The sequence below is a fragment of the Mycolicibacterium aichiense genome (assembly GCF_010726245.1).
In the GTDB taxonomy this organism is placed as follows: domain Bacteria; phylum Actinomycetota; class Actinomycetes; order Mycobacteriales; family Mycobacteriaceae; genus Mycobacterium; species Mycobacterium aichiense.
Window position 1 is genome coordinate 1,325,939 of record NZ_AP022561.1, and the last position, 15,957, is coordinate 1,341,895.

Sequence of the window (15,957 nt, forward strand, 5' to 3'; positions counted from 1 at the left end):
CGAGCGCCTTACTTGATCTCCGCCAGCACGGTGCCCTGGGTGATCGCGGCACCCGGCTCGACGGCCAGACCGGTGATGACACCGTCCTTGTGCGCGGTCACCGGGTTCTCCATCTTCATGGCCTCGAGCACCACCACGAGATCCCCGGCGGCCACGGTCTGGCCCTCTTCGACGGCTACCTTGACCACGGTGCCCTGCATGGGCGCGGTCACCGCGTCACCCGAGGCGGCGGCGCCGGCCTGGGAGCCACGCTTACGTGCCTTCGGCTTCTTGCGGATGGCGCCGGATTCGGCGTGGCCGCCGCCATTGCCCAACGCCAGGTCACCGGGCAGCGAGACCTCGACCCGACGGCCGCCGACCTCGACGACCACTTTCTGGCGCTGCTGAGGCTCTTCCTCGTCGACCTGGCCGCCACCGGTGAACGGCTCGACGGTGTTGTCCCACTCGGTCTCGATCCAGCGGGTGTGGACGGTGAAGCCGTCGCCGTCACCGATGAAGGCCGGATCGCTGACCACCGCACGGTGGAACGGGATGACCGTGGCCAGGCCCTCGACGTGGAATTCGTCGAGCGCACGACGGGAACGCGCCAGCGCCTCCTCGCGGGTGGCGCCGTACACGATCAGCTTGGACAGCATCGAGTCGAACTGGCCACCGATCACCGAACCGGCCTCGACGCCCGAGTCCAGGCGCACGCCCGGGCCGGTGGGGATGTCGTAGCGGGTCACGGGCCCGGGTGCGGGCAGGAAGCCGCGGCCGGCGTCCTCGCCGTTGATCCGGAACTCGATCGCGTGGCCGCGGGGAGTCGGGTCCTCGGTGATGTCCAGCTTCTCGCCGTTGGCGATCTTGAACTGCTGCAGCACGAGGTCGATGCCCGCGGTCTCCTCGGTGACCGGGTGTTCCACCTGAAGGCGGGTGTTGACCTCGAGGAAGGAGATCAGCCCGTCCTGACCGACCAGGTACTCGACCGTTCCGGCGCCGTAGTAGCCGGCCTCCTTGCAGATGCGCTTGGCCGACTCGTGGATCTCCTTGCGCTGCGCGTCGGTCAGGAATGGCGCGGGGGCCTCTTCGACCAGCTTCTGGAAGCGGCGCTGCAGCGAGCAGTCACGGGTACCGGCGACGATCACGTTGCCGTGGGTGTCGGCGATGACCTGAGCCTCGACGTGGCGCGGCTTGTCCAGGTAACGCTCGACGAAGCACTCACCGCGGCCGAACGCCGCGATCGCCTCGCGGGTCGCGGACTCGAACAGCTCGGGGATCTCCTCGATGGTGCGGGCCACCTTCATGCCGCGGCCGCCGCCACCGAATGCCGCCTTGATCGCCACCGGCACGCCGTACTCCTTGGCGAACGCCACCACCTCGTCGGCGTCCTTGACCGGGTCGGGGGTGCCGGGCACCAGCGGAGCCTGCGCGCGCGCGGCGATGTGGCGGGCGGTGACCTTGTCACCGAGGTCGCGGATGGACTGCGGGCTGGGGCCGATCCAGATCAGCCCGGCGTCGAGGACGGCCTGGGCGAAGTCGGCGTTCTCGCTCAAGAAGCCGTAGCCGGGATGGATGGCGTTGGCGCCGGACTTGGCCGCGGCGTCGAGGATCTTGCCGAAGTCCAGATAGGACTCTGCCGACGTCTGGCCGCCCAGCGCGAACGCCTCGTCTGCCAGCCGGACGTGCGGTGCGTCGGCGTCGGGCTCGGCGTAGACCGCCACGCTGGCCAGTCCGGCATCCCTTGCCGCTCGGATCACCCGGACCGCGATTTCACCACGGTTGGCTACGAGGACTTTGGAGATGGTCTGACTGGGCACCGCGCCTCCTGCTTTGCGTGACTCTAAGAACGTTCTTTAAAAATAGGTTCGCACGGCAGTGTAAGCGTCGCTGCTTAGACACGAATCAGCTGGTACCCCTACCAATGAGTAAGTTCAGCATCCGGCCAGCAAGCCGGTCGGATCTGTGACGGGTGCCGCGACGCCGAGCCCGGTTGTTCGCCGGCTGTCGACCTCCTCGATCAGGCCGAGAATGGGTGTGACGCAATCGACGTAACGGCGGGCTTCGCCGAAGCCCGGGCGACCAGCTCGCGCACTGCCGTTGGTCCGGCGAAGCGGTGGCGGCCGTCAGCTACGGTGTCGCGCGCAGACGGCGTTTGATCCTGGCCAGCATCGCCGACATTCCGCGCAGCCGAAGCGGACTGATCAGGGCGGCCAAACCCAGTTCGGAGTAGAAATCGTCGGGCACGGCCAGGATGTCGTCTTTCGGCTGGCCGTCGAGGCCGGCCGCCAGGATCGACGCGAAGCCGCGGGTGGTCGGCGCCTCGGCGGGGGCGCTGAAGAACAGCCGGACATGCTCGGTGTCGGAGGCATCGACATGCAGGAACAGCGGCGACTGGCACTCCGGCACCGGTTCCATGGCCGCCTCCTCGAGGTCGGCGGGCAGATCAGGAAGGTCGTCGGCGAACTCGAGCAGCAGCTTGAGCTTGTCCTGGCCCTGCACGTCGGCGAAGTCGGACACGACCTCGGCGAGCGCAGCAGGCATGCTCACGATGCCCCGGGCGCTGATCCTGGTTCAGCACCGGCCACGATCGGCACCCGTACGGTGTTGCCCCACTCGGTCCACGACCCGTCGTAATTGCGAACGCCGGGGATGCCCAACAGGTAGGTGAGCACGAACCAGGTGTGGCTGGACCGCTCGCCGATGCGGCAGTAGGCGATGATGTCGTCGCCGGGCTTGACGAACGAGTACACCTCCTCGAGTTCGGCGCGGTTGCGGAAGCGGCCGCTGTCCTCGGCGGCCTTGGCCCACGGCACCGACACGGCGGTGGGGATGTGGCCGCCGCGCAGCGCACCCTCTTCGGGATAGTCGGGCATGTGGGTTCGTTCGCCGGTGTACTCCTGGGGTGAGCGCACGTCGATCAGCGTCGAATGGCCCAGGGACGCAAGCACATCGTCCTTGTAGGCCCGGATCGCGGCATCGTTGCGCTCGACCACCGGATAGCCGGAACCCGCCTTGGTCGGGACGTCGAGGGTGGTGTCGCGGCCGTCGGAGATCCACAGGTCGCGGCCACCGTTGAGCAGCCGGACATCCTGATGGCCGAAGAGGGTGAAGACCCACAGCGCGTAGGCGGCCCACCAGTTGCTCTTGTCGCCGTAGATGACGACGGTGTCGTCGCGGGAAATGCCCTTGCGGTCCATCAGTTCGGCGAATTGCGCCCCGCTGACGTAGTCGCGCACCTGCGGATCGTTGAGATCGGTGTGCCAGTCGATCTTGACCGCGCCCGGGATGTGGCCGATGTCGTAGAGCAACACGTCCTCGTCGGACTCCACAATGGCCAGCCCGGGGGTACCGAGGTGCGCCGACAGCCAGTCGGCGGTGACCAGGCGCTCCGGATGGGCGTAGTCCTTCAAGGCGGGGCTGGGATCTGCGGGAAGCGGCACGACGACGAGCCTACCGCTGATCAGCGCACCGGATTAGCCGCCCACAGATCGCCGATCGGCAGGCCGACGTCGCTCAGCAGCCGGCGCGTCACCGACAGGCCCAGGCCCACCACGTTGGACGGATCGCCGTCGATACCGTCGACGAACCAGCCGCCGAGGCCGTCGAGCGTGAACGCGCCGGCAACACCTAGCGGCTCACCGCTGGCCACGTAGGCCGCCAACTCGGCCGGAGTCGGGGTGGCGAACCGGACCCGGGTCACCTCCGCCTGCGTCGCGGTGTGGGCGGCCGCACCGCGCAATACCCGGATCACGCAGTGCCCGGTATAGAGCAGGCCGACCCGGCCTGCCATCGAATCCCATTGCGCCGCAACCTGTTGGGGGGTTCCCGGTTTGCCGCGCAGTTCCCCGTCGAGGTAGAGCATCGAATCACAGCCGATGACAACGCAATCCGCCGCGACATCGGGATCCAGCACCTTGTGTACGGCGCCCGCCTTCGCCTGAGCCAGCGCGGTGACCACGTCACCGGGCTCGGCGTCGGCGCCCAGGTTGGCCACGATGGCGTCCTCGTCGACACCGGAGACGACGACCAGCGGGTCGATACCTGCGTTGCGCAGCACCCGCAGCCGGCCGGTCGAGGCCGAGCCGAGAACCACTCGAGTCACGATGCGCTCATCGGCGCATGTGGGTCCGCTCCAGCAAGGTCACGCGATTCCAGCTGTGGATCGAGTAGCGCAGCTTGTCGACCGGATGGCCCCACAGGTTGAGCTCCTGCGGACCCGGGGCGGCGTTGCCGCCGCTGGCCGCGGCCAGCACGGTCACCAGAGCGGCGATGTCCTCGTCGCTCGGGTTGCCCCTCTCGATGCGGATCTCGGGGGTCAGCGGCTCGGGGTTGTCGAGGGTGATGTCCCGCGGGTCGCTGAGTTCGGTGATGTCCTCGTGCTTGCTCATCGGCGGCAGCCCCTTGTCGTCACAGTGGAATGTTCCCGTGCTTCTTCGGCGGCACCTGAGCGATCTTGCGCTCCAGCAGCCGCAGGGCGGTCGAGATGTACCCGCGGGTGTGCGACGGCGGGATCACCGCGTCGACGTAGCCGCGCTCGGCGGCGATGTACGGGTTCACCAGGGTGTCCTCATAGGTCTGCTGCAGCTCGAGGCGCAGGGCGTCTACGTCCTTGCCCTCGTTGGCCGCTTCCTTGAGGTCCTTGCGGTAGACGAAGCCGACCGCGCCTGAAGCACCCATGACCGCGATCTGGGCCGTCGGCCAGGCGATGTTGACGTCGCAGCCCATGTCCTTCGAACCCATCACGCAGTAGGCGCCGCCGTAGGCCTTGCGGGTGATGACGGTGATCTTGGCGACGGTGGCCTCGCCGTAGGCGTACAGCAGCTTGGCGCCACGGCGGATGATGCCGTTGTACTCCTGCTCGGTGCCCGGCAGGAAGCCGGGCACATCGACCAGCATCACGATCGGGATGTTGAAGCAGTCGCAGGTCCGCACGAACCGGGCGGCCTTCTCGGAGGCGTTGATATCGAGGCAGCCGGCGAACTGAGTCGGCTGGTTGGCCACGATGCCGACCGGGCGGCCGTCGATGCGCCCGAAACCGACGACGATGTTCTGGGCGTAGCCCGCCTGGACTTCGAGGAACTCGTCGTCGTCGAGGATGCGGGTGATCACTTCATGCATGTCGTACGGCTGATTCGGCGAGTCCGGGATCAGGGTGTCCAATTCGAGGTCCTCGTCGGTGAGGTTGTCCTCGATCGCGCCCGGATGCGGCGGGGCCGGGTAGCGCGGCGGCTCGGCGTAATTGTTGGGCGGCAGGTAGCTCAGCAGATCGCGCACGTAGTCCAGCGCGTCCTGCTCGCCGGAGGCGACGTAGTGCACGGTGCCGGACTTCGCCATGTGGGTGTGGGCACCGCCCAGATCCTCCATGGTGACGTCCTCACCGGTGACGGTCTTGATGACGTCGGGGCCGGTGATGAACATCTGGCTGGTCTGGTCGACCATGATCACGAAGTCGGTCAGGGCGGGGGAGTAGACGTGGCCGCCGGCCGCCGCACCCATGATCAGCGAGATCTGCGGGATCACGCCGGAGGCCTTGATGTTGTTGTGGAAGATCCGGCTGTAGAGACCGAGCGAGACCACACCCTCCTGGATGCGCGCGCCTGCGCCGTCGTTGATGCCGATCAGGGGGCGACCGGTCTTGAGGGCGAGTTCCTGGACCTTGACGATCTTTTCGCCGTAGACCTCGCCGAGGCTGCCGCCGAACACCGTGGCGTCCTGGCTGAAGATGCAGACCTCGCGGCCGTCGATGGTGCCGTAGCCGGTCACCACACCGTCACCGACCGGACGGTTCTCCTGCAACCCGAAGTTGGTGCTGCGATGCCGGGCGAGCGCGTCGAGCTCGACGAACGATCCCTCGTCGAGCAGCGCCAGAATGCGCTCGCGAGCAGTGAGCTTGCCCTTGGCGTGGACCTTCTCCACAGCGGTCTCGCCGACCGGATGCAGCGACTCCTCGGCGCGCTGACGCAGATCGGCCAGCTTGCCTGCGGTGGTGTGGATGTCGATCGTGTGCCCGGCGGCCGGTTCCTTGACGCTCGTCATGGGTGACGATGGTATCGGCAACCTTAAGGAGTCTGTAAGGCGACCATGTCTCTTGCCTTCGCGTGTCCCGTGCCGTAGGTAGATGACCATGGGATATCCCGAGAACGTGCTGGCCGCGAACGAGCAGGTCGTGCTGCATCGCCACCCGCACTGGAAGCGGCTGATCGGTCCGGTCCTGGTGCTGCTGGTCGCCACGATCCTGGCGGCCTTCGTGGCCGCGCTGGTCAACAACACGAACTGGGACCCCACCGCGAAGAAGGTGCTCTTCGGGGTGATCGCCGCGATCTGGGTGATCCTGGTCGGCTGGCTGACGTTGTGGAAGTTCTTGAATTGGCTCACAACGCATTTCGTCATCACCGACCGCCGGGTGATGTTCCGTCACGGGCTGCTGACCCGGTCGGGCATCGACATCCCGCTGGCCCGGATCAACAGTGTGGAATTCCGCCACGGTCTGCTCGACCGCATGTTGCGCACCGGCACGCTGATCATCGAGTCGGCGAGTCAAGATCCCCTGGAGTTCCACGACATTCCCCGCGTGGAGCGGGTGCATTCACTGCTGTATCACGAAGTTTTCGACACTCTGGGCTCTGAAGAGTCGCCCAGCTGACGCGACGCGCGCCGGCGTCGCAGCGGGGTGACGGTGGCGCCGGCCTCGTACTCGTCCTCCATGGCCTCGGCGAAGCCGCCGCCGGTGAGGGTGGATTCCAGTCCCTTGTCGTGGCTGGGGCCGAACTCGTCGGGGAAGACCCAACGGCGGAAGGCCCAGAACCGGAACGCCATCTGCAGCAGGTTGCCCAGCACATAGGCGGAGATGAAGTCCGCGATGTTCTCGTTGGTCAGGGAGACGTGCGGCACCCGCAGCTCCAGCACGTAGCTGGAGAACCACAGCGGGGCCATGCTCAGCAGCACACCGACTCCGCTGACCCCGAAGAACAGCAACGCCTCATGGTGACGTTCGCGGCCGCCGCGGTTGCGGAAGCTCCACTCGCGGTTCAGCACGTAGGAGGCGATCACCGCGACGATGCCCGCGATCACCTTGGCGGTGACCGGCTTGGGCTCGAGGATCGTCAGCTTCAGCGTGTAGAAGATCGCGGAGTCGATGATGAACGTCGTGGCGCCCACGATCGCGAACTTGATGAGCTCGTGATGCCGCTCGGCGAAGGGCCGGATCGGTCGGGGCAGCCGAGCGATGGTGGCATCAGCAAAAGACACAAGGAGCAAGTCTACGGAAGTCACCGTAGGTGTGCGTACTCGCGCAGGTCTGACACCATGATGGCCGTGTCGAAGCGCCCCACACCCCCTATCGTCGCCATGGTCGGCGGCGGGCAGCTGGCCAGGATGACCCATCAGGCGGCGATCGCCCTCGGACAGAGCTTGCGGGTCCTTGCCGTCAGCCCGGACGACCCGGCCGCTCAGGTGACCCCCGACGTCGTCATCGGCGGCCACACTGACCTCGAGGCGCTGCGCCGCGCGGCCGCGGGCGCGTCGGCGCTGACGTTCGATCACGAGCACGTGCCCACCGAGCTGCTCGACACGCTGGTGGCCGAGGGCGTCACCGTGGCGCCGCCACCCGAAGCGCTGGTGCACGCCCAGGACAAGCTGGTGATGCGCCGCAAGCTGGCGGATCTGGGCGCGCCGATCCCTCGCTTTACCGCGGTAGAGCAGGTCGACGACGTCGATGCGTTCGCCGCCGACGTCGGCGGTCCGGTGGTGATCAAGACCGTGCGCGGCGGTTACGACGGCCGCGGCGTTGTCCTGGCTCGTGATCTTGCCCACGCCCGGGAGGCCGTCGCCGGATACCTGGCCGACGGCGTACCGGTGCTGCTCGAGGAGCGGGTGTCGATGCGCCGCGAACTCGCGGCTCTGGTGGCGCGCTCCCCGTTCGGGCAGGGTGCGGCGTGGCCGATCGTGGAAACCGTGCAGCGCGACGGCATCTGCGTCACCGTCGTCGCACCGGCGCCGGGCCTGTCCGAAGACCTGGCCGCCGAAGCCGAGCAGCTGGGACTGCGGCTGGCCGGCGAGCTGGGCGTGGTCGGGGTGCTGGCGGTCGAACTGTTCGAGACGACCGATGGCGCGCTGCTGGTCAACGAGCTGGCGATGCGGCCGCACAACTCCGGGCACTGGACCATGGACGGGGCGGTGACCAGCCAGTTCGAGCAGCACGTCCGGGCGGTCCTGGACTATCCGCTTGGCGACACCCGGCCGATCGCGCCGGTGACGGTGATGGCCAACGTGTTGGGTGCGCCGCAGGCTCCGGCGATGAGCGTCGACGAGCGGCTGCACCACCTTTTCGGCCGGATCCCGGAGGCCAAGGTCCACCTGTACGGCAAGGCTGAACGCCCTGGTCGCAAGGTGGGCCATGTCAACATCGTCGGCGCGGCGGATGGTGATGTGGACCGGGTACGTGAACGCGCGGAACGGGCGGCACACTGGTTGTCGCACGCGCAATGGACGGATGGATGGGACGGGCATTCCGCCAATGACTGATAAACCGGTGGTCGGGCTGATCATGGGTTCCGACAGCGACTGGCCCGTCATGGAGGCGGCGGCCGAGGCGCTGGCCGAGTTCGAGGTGCCCTTCGAGGTCGGCGTCGTCTCGGCCCATCGCACGCCGGGACGGATGCTGGAGTACGCCGGCGCAGCGGCGGCCCGCGGCATCCAGGTGATCATCGCCGGGGCCGGCGGGGCGGCTCACCTGCCCGGCATGGTGGCCTCGGCGACGGCCCTGCCGGTGATCGGGGTGCCGGTGCCGCTGGCCAAGCTGGACGGCCTGGATTCGCTGCTGTCGATCGTGCAGATGCCCGCGGGGGTGCCGGTCGCCACCGTGTCGATCGGGGGAGCCCGCAATGCAGGGTTGCTGGCGGTGCGCATCCTGGGGGCCTCAGATGTCGCGCTGCGTAAGCGTATGGAGAGCTTCCAGGACGACTTGGAAGCTCAAGTACTGGCGAAGGACCGGGCGCTGCGGGAGCGATTACTCGGTGAGTGACGAGCCGGGTAAAGTTACCGGCGAGTAGCAAGGAGGCTGTGATGGCTGGGAACCCCGATTTCGACGTATTCAAGTTGCCCGAGGAGCACGACGAGCTGCGGACCGCGATCCGCGCGCTGGCGGAGAAAGAGATCGCGCCGTATGCGGCCGACTGCGATGAGAACTCACGCTTTCCGCAGGAGGCGCTGGATGCGCTGAACGCCTCGGGGTTCAACGCGGTCCACGTGCCGGAGGAGTACGGCGGCCAGGGAGCGGACTCGGTGGCGGCGTGCATCGTCATCGAAGAGGTCGCCCGAGTCGACGCGTCGGCGTCGCTGATTCCCGCCGTCAACAAGCTGGGCACGATGGGGCTGATCCTGCGTGGGTCAGAAGAACTGAAGAAGAAGGTGTTGCCGTCGATCGCCTCCGGTGAGGCGATGGCGTCGTACGCACTCTCCGAGCGCGAGGCCGGCAGCGACGCGGCGTCGATGCGCACTCGGGCCAAGGCTGACGGTGACGACTGGATCCTCAACGGCGCCAAGGCGTGGATCACCAACGGCGGCAAGTCATCCTGGTACACCGTGATGGCGGTGACCGATCCCGACAAGGGCGCCAACGGTATCTCGGCGTTCATGGTGCACATCGACGATGAGGGCTTCACGATCGGGCCCAAGGAGCGCAAGCTCGGCATCAAGGGCTCGCCGACCACCGAGCTGTACTTCGAGAACTGCCGCATCCCGGGCGACCGGATGGTGGGGGAGCCTGGCACCGGCTTCAAGACCGCGCTGGCCACTCTCGACCACACCCGCCCGACGATCGGTGCACAGGCGGTCGGTATCGCGCAGGGCGCGCTGGATGCCGCGATCGCATACACCAAGGACCGCAAGCAGTTCGGCACCTCGATCTCGGATTTCCAGGGTGTGCAGTTCATGCTCGCCGACATGGCGATGAAGGTCGAAGCGGCCCGGCTGATGGTCTACTCCGCCGCGGCCCGTGCCGAGCGCGGTGAACCCAACCTCGGGTTCATCTCGGCGGCGTCGAAGTGCTTCGCCTCCGATGTCGCCATGGAGGTGACCACCGATGCCGTGCAGCTGTTCGGCGGTGCCGGCTACACCGTGGACTTCCCGGTGGAGCGGATGATGCGCGACGCCAAGATCACCCAGATCTACGAGGGCACCAACCAGATTCAGCGGGTTGTGATGTCTCGCGCGCTGCTGCGCTGATCTAGTCGGCGGCCCTCAGGTGGGTGATGTCGCCCGCCGACACCGTGATGACCTCGGTGCCCGTGTCGATACGGAGCCGGCCCAGTTCGTCGACATCGACTGCGGTACCGGTGATTTCGTGATCGCCGGGCATCAACGCCCGCACCCGACTGCCCAGGGTGCTGCTTCGTTGCCGGTAGTCCTCGACCAGGGTCGGGTCGGGTCCCGGTGTGCTTTGCCACTTTTCGATGCGGGCGGACAGCTCACGCACGATCGCCGCGGTCAGCACATCGCGGTCGAGCTGGGCGGCGCCCAGCATCTGCAGGGAGGTTGCCCTGGGGTCGGGCGCCTCGTCGGGGGTCAGCGTGACGTTGAGTCCCAGGCCCACCACGATGACCGGATCGGGTGCGGCCACCTCGGCCAGGATGCCGGCGAGCTTGCCGGACCCCACCAGGACGTCGTTGGGCCACTTCACGCCGGCCTCGATGCCGGTCACCTCCGCGACGGCGTCGACCAGTGCTATCCCGGTGAGCAACGGCAGCCAGCCCCAACTCTCCGGGGGCACGCCGTCGGCGCCGACGCCGATCGACAGGGCGATCTGGGAGCGTGGCGGCGCCGACCAGCTGCGGCCATTGCGGCCACGGCCGGCGCTCTGGTGCTCGGCGAGCAGCACGGCGCCTCGAATGTCTTCACCGGAGGCGTGCCGAGCCAACAAGTCGGCATTGGTCGACCCGGTTTCGGCTACCACGTCGATGCGGCGGACCGGAAGTGCGGACAGGGAGGCGAGATTCAACGGCGCGCGGCTCACCTGAGCGAGCCTAGATGCTTCGCTATCGCAATCTTGTGTGGCCGGTCTCCGGGGACTCAGGAGCAGAGTGGCACTGCCCGCGCGCAGTGGCGACACGTCCGCCCACGAAGTGCGGGACCAGCCCACCATGGTGACCATGTTGCGCAGGCCGCGCCGCTCGGCACAAACGACCAGTTCGTCCTATCAGTGCGGTGCCCAGACAGTCTTTACTTGGCGGCTGTCTTGAGAAGCGAGTTGATGTCGCACCGTCGCTGATCGGGCTCACTCGCCGGAAATCTGAAATTCGGGCTGGCCTTGTGAATCGGAAGAGCTTGTTGGTAGAGATCGATGCATGACTTGGGGGTGTCGGGGAGCGGCTTTACGGGATCGACGATGGATGCCGCCCACACCGTAAGGGCAAGCGCGCCGACTCCGATGAGTAACGCCACCACTGCGGAGGTGTACCAGAGCCCTCGCCCATCCGTTGTCCGCGACCGTCCGAGAGTGGTTCCATATGCGATGAGGAAGGCGCCAAGGAAGAAGCTCACAATGATGAGGGCAAAGAGCAGGCTCCCCGAGGATGCCCGAACAAAAAGGGCCTTCCAAAGCCGAACTGCGAGTGCAAGATTCACAATACAAACGCATACGCCGAGTCCTACCGCCAGATATGACGCCAACCGTCCGGGCGCGCGCTCGGTCAATACTGCGGCGCGCTCGCCATCATCAACTCCGATACCCGCTGTCGGTTCGGTCATCGCATTCTCCCCGGCGTGCATTGCCATCCCTGCCTCCCAACAGTTCGACTGGTGTTAAGCGTGTCACGCCGCAGAGCACCTTGGAGGCGCTTTTGAATCCCTGGGATAATCCAGACCGATAGCTGGTGGCTTGCTGTGGATGCACGCCGATCAGCGTTCTAGGCTTTCGGGCAGAACGGGTTGAGCGAGCCTAGTGGGCTAGATCCTTGGTGACCTTCTCGGTGGTCCGCCGTCGTTCCAGCGCCGTCGTGTCGGGGTTGGCCACCTGGACCAGTGACGCGCCCGCGATGAACACCGCCAGCAGATTGGCGACGACGTCGTCAGGGGTGGACCACGGCAGCGAAGACATCACCCGGTCGCCGGCCGCCAGAGAAGCCGCGGCGGCGGAATCTGAAGCGGCAGAGAGCACTTCGTCGACGGACCTGCCGTCCAGTGCCGGCCCTGGCCGCGTCTCGGCGGCGTACTGGTCACCGTGCACCCGCACCGCCGTCGCGTAATCGGTGACGCCGATCGGCAGATCGGGTGCCGGCTTGCCGAACGGATCCAGCGACAGCACCGCGACGTCACCGCCGGCGACCGCCGCGTCGGCCTCGTCCAGCCGCTCAGCGGTGCACAGTGCGAGATCCGCCGCTCCCGACAGCACGACCTCGGCGCCGATCCACCACACGCCCAGCAGCACCGCCGCGGTCTGCCAGTGGGCGGGCAACAACACGGCAATCCGGGTGCCCGGGCCCGCGCCGAGTTCGTCGCGCAACAGGTTGGCGGTCTTGGCCGCCCAGTTGGCCAGCGTCACCGTCGACAGCTCGATGCGCTCACCGGTCGCGTCGTCGTAGTACGTGATCCGCGGACCCATCGGGTCGGCCCGCAGCAACGGATCCAGAACGGCCGCAGTCAGATTGGTCATCAGTTGACGCACTTGGGGTCATCGGACCCCGCGGTGATGATGGGCGACGGCGGGGGCGGGGTGGCGTCGCCGGCCTGACCGGCCGCCTGGCTGACCGCAGCCGACGTCGGCAGCGAGCCCTCCAGTCCCGATCCCGGTCCGGTGTAATCGCTGGACAGCACCACCCGCACGGTTCCCGCCGGAATCGCACTGTCGGCCACCACCGGAAGCCCGCCCAGTTCCTTGGCGACCGCCTGGGCGCCCAGGTCGTCCTCCTTGGCCGCCTGCACCTGGCTGTGCGTCACATGGTCCTTGTCGTTGTTGCCGATGTCGCCCGCCCCGAAGCCCTTGCCGGTGAGCACTTCTGACACCGCACCGGCGAGCCCGTTGATGTCGGTGTCGTTGACCACGTCGGCCTTGGTCTGGTCCGGTGCGTAGGCGATCTTCTCGGTCTTACCCTCGGCCTGATCGTGCAGCAGGCTGGCGACCCATTCCTGCACCTGTGACGGGTCGACTCGGACCACGGACTGCATTCCGTCGTCGCTCCAGCCGGCTTCGTCGAGCACGGGGATGGTCGCGAACGCGACGTTGCCGCCCGCGAGGTTCTCCAGCTGCTTGATGAAATCCATGATGTCCCAGCCCGACGAGAGCACCACCGAACGCTGGATGGCGTCCTGCAGCCGGTTCAGGGTCGACGGGCTGGTGAGCGTCTTACCGGAGATCACCTGGTGGGCCAGGGACGCCATCACAACCTGTTGGCGCACCACCCGGTCGAGGTCACCGCGGGGGAGGTCGTGACGCTGCCGGACGAAGCTCAACGCCTGCGGTCCGTTGAGCTTCTGCCAGCCTGCCGGGAAATCGGCACCGGAAAGTGGTTCGTAGACGGCATCTTTCAGGCAGACATTGACGCCGCCGAGCGCATCGGTGATCAGGGAGAAGCCGAGCAGGCCGATCTCGGCATAGTGGTCGACGGTCACGCCGGTCAGGTCGGCGACGGTCTTGATGAGCGCTTCACGGCCGGCCTCGACGGCTTTGGGTTCGGCCTCGGCCGGATCCATGCCCTGCTGCTCGACCAACTGCTTCATCTTCTCGAGCTTCACCTGGCCGTAGACGCCGTTGATCTTCGTCTTGTCCAGGCCTGGCGCCTTGACATAGGAGTCGCGGGGGATCGAGATCGCGGTCGCCGACTTCCCGTTGTTCGGAATGCGGACCAGGATGATCGTGTCGGTGTTCGTCGACACATCGTCGCCGGCATGCAACGCCGCGAGCTCGTCCTCCGACAGGGGGTTGCCGTGGGCATCGGTGCGGCTGTCCATCCCGACCAGCAGAATGTCGATCGCGCCGTCCTGCCCGCCGCCGCCGAGGGCCGCGGTGCTCATGTGGAAGATGCCGTTCTCGAACGACCGGATCTTGCCCCACGCGACGCCGGTGCTGACCATCACGGTCACGGCGATCAACGCGAGCACAGTCCGGGTCACCCGCTGGGCGCCCGTCCGTGCTTCGGTGTCAGCAGGCATCAGCCCAGGCTACTGGCGAGGCGGGCGCATACCGGGTAGCCGAAACCGGCGTGCCAGACTCGTAATTGTGGTGGCGAGGATCGTGATTACGGGTGCCGGCGGCCAAGTGGGGACGTTTCTCGCAGGTGAGGCGGCCCGTCGGGGTGTCGAGGCCAGCGCATTGACCCATCGGCAGTGTGACATCACCGACTCCGATGCCGTCGAGCGGTTCATCGCCGCATCGGACCTGGTGGTGAACTGTGCGGCCATCGCGAACGTCGACGCCGCCGAGGCGGACCCCGACACCGCCTACGCCGTCAACGCCACCGGAGCGGAGAACGTCGCGCACGCCTGCGCTCGAGCCGGCGCGCAACTGATACACCTGAGCACCGATTACGTCTTCAGTGGTCAGCAGCGCCACCCCTACGACGTCGGTGACGAGGCCGCGCCGCTGGGTGTCTACGGACGCAGCAAGCTCGCCGGTGAGGTGGCCGTCTTGGCCGCGATGCCCGACGCCCACGTCGTGCGCACCTCGTGGGTGTACACCGGCGCAGGGGGCACCGATTTCGTGGCGGGGATCCGCCGGCTGGCCGGCACCGACGAGACCGCCGACGCGGTCGACGACCAGGTCGGGTCGCCGACCTACGTCAAAGACCTCGCCGACGCGGTATTCGAGATCGGGGAGGGGCGCATTCGGGAGCCTGTCCTGCACGTCGCCAACGAGGGCGCGTGCACGCGCTTGGAGCTGGCTCGAGCGGTGTTCACCGAACTCGGGGCCGACCCGCAGCGGATCCGGCCGGTGAGCACGGCGCAGGCGGGTCGCCCGGCTCCGCGTCCGGCGTACTCAGCCCTGTCGATGGGGCTCTCGGTGCGGGCCGGCCTCACCCCGCCGAGACCGTGGCGCGCGGCACTGGCCGAGGCGCTTGCCCAGCCCGTCCCCGGCGGACAGTTACCCTCTACGCCGTGACGTCGAGCCGCCCCCTGACCGTGGTGACGGTGACCTACTCCCCGGGCTCACATCTGGATCGCTTTCTGTCCTCCTTGACCGTGGCCACCGACCGTCCGGTGACGGTGGTGCTGGCCGACAACGGATCCACCGACGGGACACCGGAGGAGGCGGTGGAGCGCTATCCCGGCACCCGCCTGGTGCGCACGGGCGGAAACCTCGGCTACGGCAGCGCCGCCAACCGCGGTGTGGCGACCGTCCCCGCCGACGACGAGTTCGTGATCGTCGCCAACCCCGATGTGGTGTGGGGGCCCAACAGCATCGACGAGCTGCTCGAGGCCGCCGACCGCTGGCCGCGGGCCGCGACCCTCGGGCCGCTGATCCGGGACCCGGACGGCTCGGTCTACCCGTCGGCGCGCCATCTGCCGAGCCTGGTGCGCGGCGGCATGCATGCGGTGGTCGGCTTCGTGTGGAAGACCAATCCGTGGACCAAGGCCTATCGCCAGGAGTACCTGGAGCCCACCGAACGGCCGGTGGGCTGGCTGTCGGGATCGTGCCTGCTGATCCGGCGGGCGGCATTCGACCAGGTGGGCGGGTTCGACGAGCGCTACTTCATGTACATGGAAGACGTCGACCTCGGTGACCGGCTGGGCCGGGCCGGCTGGCTCAACGTCTACGTCCCGTCGTCGGAGATCCTGCACGCCAAGGGTCACTCGACCGGCCGGGACCCGGCCAGCAACCTGCGGGCACATCACGAAAGCACCTACCTTTATTTGTCCGATCGGCATTTCGGCTGGTGGCGTGCGCCGCTGCGATGGACTATGAAGAGCGCGCTGAAGGTTAGGTCACGCGCGGCGGTACGGAAGTCTCGTCGCGAGCTGGCGAAAAGTAGGGGGACCCGGTGAGTG

17 protein-coding genes are annotated in these 15,957 nt (G+C 67.5%); 6 read left to right on the forward strand and 11 right to left on the reverse strand.

Annotated features, from left to right (window positions below; translation table 11 throughout):
- Positions 1-8: 8 nt before the first annotated feature.
- The 6 genes from G6N32_RS06400 to G6N32_RS06425 all read right to left on the reverse strand — a co-directional run bounded on the left by G6N32_RS06400 (position 9) and on the right by G6N32_RS06425 (position 6,015).
- Complete coding sequence (locus G6N32_RS06400; RefSeq protein WP_115316716.1) at positions 9-1,796, reverse strand: acetyl/propionyl/methylcrotonyl-CoA carboxylase subunit alpha; 1,788 nt, start codon at positions 1,794-1,796, stop codon at positions 9-11.
- A 310-nt stretch (positions 1,797-2,106) separates the two neighbouring features.
- A complete protein-coding gene (locus tag G6N32_RS06405) occupies positions 2,107-2,520 on the reverse strand; it encodes a SufE family protein (RefSeq protein ID WP_172507205.1) in 414 nt (137 codons plus the stop codon).
- A 2-nt stretch (positions 2,521-2,522) separates the two neighbouring features.
- Positions 2,523-3,419, reverse strand: a complete 897-nt coding sequence (locus tag G6N32_RS06410) for a sulfurtransferase (protein ID WP_115316714.1) — start codon at positions 3,417-3,419, stop codon at positions 2,523-2,525.
- A 20-nt stretch (positions 3,420-3,439) separates the two neighbouring features.
- Complete coding sequence (locus tag G6N32_RS06415; RefSeq protein ID WP_115316713.1) at positions 3,440-4,084, reverse strand: Maf family protein; 645 nt, start codon at positions 4,082-4,084, stop codon at positions 3,440-3,442.
- 4 nt (positions 4,085-4,088) lie between these two features.
- Complete coding sequence (locus tag G6N32_RS06420) at positions 4,089-4,367, reverse strand: acyl-CoA carboxylase subunit epsilon (RefSeq protein WP_115316712.1); 279 nt, start codon at positions 4,365-4,367, stop codon at positions 4,089-4,091.
- 19 nt (positions 4,368-4,386) lie between these two features.
- Entirely contained in the window at positions 4,387-6,015 is a 1,629-nt protein-coding gene (locus G6N32_RS06425) for an acyl-CoA carboxylase subunit beta (protein WP_115316711.1), read from the reverse strand.
- 88 nt (positions 6,016-6,103) lie between these two features.
- On the opposite strand from G6N32_RS06425, the gene G6N32_RS06430 reads away from it, so the two are divergent.
- On the forward strand, positions 6,104-6,622 hold the full coding sequence (locus G6N32_RS06430; protein ID WP_115318788.1) for a PH domain-containing protein: 519 nt from the start codon (positions 6,104-6,106) through the stop codon (positions 6,620-6,622).
- Here the strand turns inward: G6N32_RS06430 and G6N32_RS06435 are convergent.
- On the reverse strand, positions 6,577-7,227 hold the full coding sequence (locus G6N32_RS06435) for a GtrA family protein (protein WP_102808588.1): 651 nt from the start codon (positions 7,225-7,227) through the stop codon (positions 6,577-6,579). The genes G6N32_RS06430 and G6N32_RS06435 overlap by 46 nt on opposite strands.
- A gap of 99 nt (positions 7,228-7,326) precedes the next feature.
- Here G6N32_RS06435 and G6N32_RS06440 point away from each other — a divergent pair, with 99 nt between their 5' ends.
- From G6N32_RS06440 to G6N32_RS06450, 3 genes are read left to right on the forward strand one after another with little or no spacing between them, the layout of a single operon-like run.
- The gene (locus tag G6N32_RS06440; RefSeq protein WP_232077710.1) at positions 7,327-8,502 is read left to right on the forward strand and encodes a 5-(carboxyamino)imidazole ribonucleotide synthase; all 1,176 of its coding nucleotides are present in this window, start codon (positions 7,327-7,329) and stop codon (positions 8,500-8,502) included.
- A complete protein-coding gene (purE, locus tag G6N32_RS06445) occupies positions 8,495-9,001 on the forward strand; it encodes a 5-(carboxyamino)imidazole ribonucleotide mutase (protein WP_115316709.1) in 507 nt (168 codons plus the stop codon). The genes G6N32_RS06440 and purE overlap by 8 nt, the downstream gene beginning before the upstream one ends.
- Before the next feature lie 41 nt (positions 9,002-9,042).
- Entirely contained in the window at positions 9,043-10,203 is a 1,161-nt protein-coding gene (locus G6N32_RS06450) for an acyl-CoA dehydrogenase (protein WP_115316708.1), read from the forward strand.
- A 1-nt stretch (position 10,204) separates the two neighbouring features.
- Here the strand turns inward: G6N32_RS06450 and G6N32_RS06455 are convergent, their stop codons facing one another.
- From G6N32_RS06455 to G6N32_RS06470, 4 genes are all read right to left on the reverse strand, one after another.
- Positions 10,205-10,990 (reverse strand): biotin--[acetyl-CoA-carboxylase] ligase, encoded by a 786-nt coding sequence (locus G6N32_RS06455; RefSeq protein WP_232077529.1) that lies wholly within the window; start codon positions 10,988-10,990, stop codon positions 10,205-10,207.
- 206 nt (positions 10,991-11,196) lie between these two features.
- Entirely contained in the window at positions 11,197-11,724 is a 528-nt protein-coding gene (locus tag G6N32_RS06460; protein ID WP_147291943.1) for a hypothetical protein, read from the reverse strand.
- Positions 11,725-11,914: 190 nt separating this feature from the next.
- The gene (locus G6N32_RS06465; RefSeq protein WP_115316706.1) at positions 11,915-12,628 is read right to left on the reverse strand and encodes a TIGR03089 family protein; all 714 of its coding nucleotides are present in this window, start codon (positions 12,626-12,628) and stop codon (positions 11,915-11,917) included.
- The gene (locus G6N32_RS06470; protein ID WP_410432538.1) at positions 12,628-14,124 is read right to left on the reverse strand and encodes an LCP family protein; all 1,497 of its coding nucleotides are present in this window, start codon (positions 14,122-14,124) and stop codon (positions 12,628-12,630) included. Before G6N32_RS06470 ends, G6N32_RS06465 begins: the two co-directional genes overlap by 1 nt.
- A gap of 67 nt (positions 14,125-14,191) precedes the next feature.
- Here G6N32_RS06470 and rfbD point away from each other — a divergent pair, with 67 nt between their 5' ends.
- Together rfbD and G6N32_RS06480 are read left to right on the forward strand one after the other, a co-directional pair.
- The gene (gene rfbD, locus G6N32_RS06475; RefSeq protein WP_163789160.1) at positions 14,192-15,070 is read left to right on the forward strand and encodes a dTDP-4-dehydrorhamnose reductase; all 879 of its coding nucleotides are present in this window, start codon (positions 14,192-14,194) and stop codon (positions 15,068-15,070) included.
- The gene (locus tag G6N32_RS06480) at positions 15,067-15,954 is read left to right on the forward strand and encodes a glycosyltransferase family 2 protein (protein ID WP_232077530.1); all 888 of its coding nucleotides are present in this window, start codon (positions 15,067-15,069) and stop codon (positions 15,952-15,954) included. Before rfbD ends, G6N32_RS06480 begins: the two co-directional genes overlap by 4 nt.
- Positions 15,955-15,957 lie beyond the last annotated feature (3 nt).